Source organism: Rhizobacter sp. P3_C12 (assembly GCF_056402735.1).
This window is the reverse complement of sequence record NZ_JBFUGW010000425.1, coordinates 1-3,726: the sequence shown is the minus strand read 5'-3', so window position 1 is coordinate 3,726 and position 3,726 is coordinate 1. Positions and strand designations below refer to the sequence as shown.

The following is a 3,726-nucleotide window of genomic DNA, read 5'->3' as shown; positions in this document are numbered from 1 at the left end:
CCGGCGGGCGCGACAACGCGACCGCGCTGGTGCTGCGGGTGCGCGGCCTGGCCGACGGCGAGCTGAACGACGCGCTGCGCCGTGGCCGCGACCTGCCGGTGCCGCCGCGGCTGAAGGTCGGCGACCGGCTCGACGGCTTCACGATCACCGCGCGCGTTGCCGACAACGGCGTGCACTGCCTCTATCAAGCCCGCAGCGGCGAGCCCGGCGAGCCGCTGGTCGCGCTGAAGACGCTGCACCTGTCGCGCGCCAACGACCCGCAGGAGCGCGCGATGCTGGCGCACGAGGCCTGGCTCGCGTCGCGCGTCGGCGAGGCCGACGGCTTCGTGCGCCTGCGCGAGGTGAGCGAGCCGACGGCGTTCTACGTCGCCTACGACTGGCATGYCGGCCGCACGCTGGCGCAGCTGCTGGCGGCCGGCGAGCGCGGCAGCGTCGGCGATGCGGTCGATGCGGCGATCGAGATCACCGGCGCACTCGCGCGCCTGCACCGGCTGGGCGTGGTGCACCGCGACGTGAAGCCCGCCAACCTGCACCGCGGCGACGACGGCCGCTGGCGCCTGCTCGACCTCGGCGTCGCGGTCTCCGGCCGCGAGCCGCGCGTGCTGCGCAGCCTGCATGCCGGCACGCCCAGCTACATGAACCCCGAGCAGTGGGCGAGCGACGACAACGCGGCCGGCGAAGCGGCCAACGCGCGCAGCGACCTGTTCGCGCTCGGCGTCACGCTGTACCAGTGGCTGACCGGCCGGCTGCCGTACGGCGAGGTGCAGCCCTACCAGCGCGGGCGCTTCCGCAGCGATCCGAAGCCGCCGTCGCGGCTGCGCCCGGAGGTGCCGATCTGGCTCGACCATGTCGTGCTGAAGGCGGTCGCGCTCGATGCCCGCCAGCGCTTCGAGACCGCCGAGGAGTTGCTGCTCGCGCTGCAGCGCGGCGCCTCGCGCCAGCTTGCCGCGCCGCCCGCCACGCCGCTCGCGCAGCGCGATCCGCGGCTGCTCGGGCGCATCGCGCTCGGCATCTCGGTGCTGCTGAACCTGCTGCTCGTCTACTGGCTGCTGTTCCTGCCGCGCTGACATCGTTCCGTTCATCGGGCGGCCTTGTGCGGCTGCAGCCGCGTGGTGCGCAGCCCGATGTCGGCGGTCTCGGCCACCGGCCGCGCGCGTCCACCCTTCTCGGCCCAGGTGCGCGTCCAGCGGATCTGCAGCGCGCGCATCACCGCCAGCATCACCAGTGCGAGCACGGCGAACAGCACGAAGCCCCAGGCATAGGTGCCGAGGTACTGCTTCGACAGCCCCATCGCGTTCGGCACCAGCCCGCCGCCCAGCGCGCCGATCTCGCCGATCATCGAGCCGGCCACCGCGGTGGCCATCGGCCAGCGCAGCGGCACCAGCTGGAACAACGCACCGTTGCCGGCGCCGAGCGCCGCGAAGCACAGCATCAGCAGCAGCGTCGTCACCACCAGCGAGCCGGTCGACAGGCCGGTCAGCAGCAGGCAGGCGGCCACCACCACCAGCACCAGCGTCAGCGTGTTGACGCCGCCCCAGCGGTCGGAGAGCCAGCCGCCGACCACGCGCAAGGCTGCGCCCATGAAGGCGGCCAGCATCGTCAACTGCCCCGCCTGCACCTTGCTGACGCCGAACTGGTCGTGGTAGTAGGAGGGCAGGAAGGTCGTGAGCCCGATGAAGCCGCCGAAGGTCACCGCGTAGATCAGGCTGAAGGCCCAGCCGTCGCCCTCGAACAGGCAGGCGACGTGCTCGCGCAGGCTTGCGTGGCTGTCGACATCGGGCGGCTCTTTCGCGAGCAGGATCATCACCAGCATCGGGATGGCGATCGCCGCGGCCGCGACGCCGTACACCGCCTGCCAGCCCAGCCACTGCGCGAGCGGCGGGGCCACCAGCACCGACACGGCGGTGCCGACGTTGCCGGCGCCCACCAGCCCCATCGCGAGGCCCTTGTGCTGCGGCGGGAACCAGCCGGCGCCGAGCGACAGCGCGACGCCGAAGCTCGCGCCGGCGATGCCCAGCAGCACGCCCATCGCGAGCAGCTCGTTGAAGCTGTGCACGAAGAAGAAGCCGAACAGCATCGCCACCGCGATCAGCCCCATCTCGACCAGCGTGGCGCGCTTGCGGCCGATGTACTGCGCCAGCACGCCGAGCGGAAACCGCATCAGCGCGCCGGCGATGATCGGCACCGACAGCATCAGGCCCTTCTGCGCCGGCGACAGCGAGAAGGTCTCGCTGATGAAGGGCGCCATTGCGCCGTTCAGCACCCAGATGCAGCAGGAGAACGCGAAATACAGGAAGGCCGCGAACAGCGTCGGGCCGTGGCCCGCGCGCAGAAAGCTCTTGAACGAGGTTGACATGTGCAGCGCCGAAGCTGTTGGCACATGAATGCCCACTTCGTCGTGAGCATCACCCGCGGTGCGGAGGCAAGGTCGGGTGCAGCGTCACACCCGCCGCATGCTTTGCAAGCGCCATGCCAGCGGTGCAGCGAGTCTTGTGGCACCCGGCGCTGGTATGGTTCGTTCCTTGCACGATGCGTCGTGCCTCCTCCTCTGTCGCACCCTGCTGTCGAACCTCTGCCGAACCGGCTTTCCATGACCTCTGCCCTGATCCTGCTCGGCCCCTCCCAGGGCTTGCCTGCACTGCAGGCCGACCTGCAATCGAGCGGGATTCACGTGCTTGGTGCGGTGGGCTGCGGCAACTTGGTGCGGGAATCGATCCGTCTCGGGCCGGATGTGGTGGTTTGTCACGATGCGCCGGCCGATGCGGCGGTGTTCGAGGCCTGCGCGCTGCTCGCGGCCACCGCGCCGCGGCCGGTGGTGCTGTTCACGCAGGACCCCGATGCGCAGAAGATCGAGCGCGCACTCGACAGCGGCATCCACGCCTATGTCGTCAACGGCTACGCGCCGGCCCGGCTGCGGCCGGTGCTGCAGCTCGCGCAGGCGCGCTTCGCACTCGAGCAGAAGCGGCAGGCCGCGCTCGACGACGTGACGCATCGCTTCGAGGAGCGCAAGCTGGTGGATCGCGCCAAGGGCATCCTGATGCGCGCGCGCCAGGTGTCCGAGGACGAGGCCTTCCGCGTGCTGCGCACGGCGTCGATGCACAGCAACCAGCGCGTCGGCCAGGTGTCGCAGCAGGTGATCGAGGCGGCGCGCTATGCCGAGGCGGTGAACCGCGCCGGGCAGCTGCGCATGCTGTCGCAGCGCATCGTCAAACTGTATGCGCTGAGCGCGCTGGGGGTCGACAGCGGTGCGCATGCCGGGCTGCTGGACGAATCGTGCGCACGCGTCGATGCCAACGTGCTGGCGCTGCGCAAGGCGGTGTCGCAGGCCACCTTCGGCGACCTGCTGAGCGCGGTCGAGGTGCCGTGGCAGCGGCTGAAGGCGGCGCTCGCCGACCCGCCGCAGCGCGGCCGGGCGGCCGATGTCGACGTGCTGGCCGAGCGCGTTCTTCAGCAGGCCGACCAGCTCACCAGCAACCTGGAGACGGCCGGGCTGGTGGCGACGCTGCACGTGCTGAACGTCTGCGGCCGCCAGCGCATGCTGTCGCAGCGCTGGGCCAAGCAGCTGCTGCTGGGGGAGCTGCTCGAGGGCGACGCGGCGCTGCGGGCGAAGGCCCTGGCCGACGAGGCCGGCACCGCGTTCGACGAGGCGATGCGCTACCTCGACGGCATCCCGCTCAGCACGCGCGACATCCGCGACTCGCTCGACGCCGCCCGCGATGCCTGGCT

General features: G+C 71.5%; 3 protein-coding genes. 2 read left to right on the top strand and 1 reads right to left on the bottom strand.

The genetic code is table 11. From position 1 onward, the window contains the following. Positions 1 to 1,067: serine/threonine-protein kinase (locus tag AC1DXV_RS32475; RefSeq protein ID WP_477937602.1), on the top strand; the 1,067-nt coding region annotated here is incomplete at its 5' end. A gap of 11 nt (positions 1,068 to 1,078) precedes the next feature. On the opposite strand, the gene AC1DXV_RS32470 is transcribed toward AC1DXV_RS32475, so the two are convergent. Then, positions 1,079 to 2,356 (bottom strand): MFS transporter, encoded by a 1,278-nt coding sequence (locus tag AC1DXV_RS32470; protein WP_477871639.1) that lies wholly within the window; start codon positions 2,354 to 2,356, stop codon positions 1,079 to 1,081. A gap of 234 nt (positions 2,357 to 2,590) precedes the next feature. On the opposite strand from AC1DXV_RS32470, the gene AC1DXV_RS32465 reads away from it, so the two are divergent. Continuing rightward, positions 2,591 to 3,726: ANTAR domain-containing protein (locus AC1DXV_RS32465; RefSeq protein WP_477937600.1), on the top strand; the 1,136-nt coding region annotated here is incomplete at its 3' end.

Coding starts and splice junctions, on each gene's coding strand:
- AC1DXV_RS32470 (WP_477871639.1), bottom strand. CDS start 2,356: ATGTCAACCTCGTTCAAGAGCTTTCTGCGCGCGGGCCACGGCCCGACG.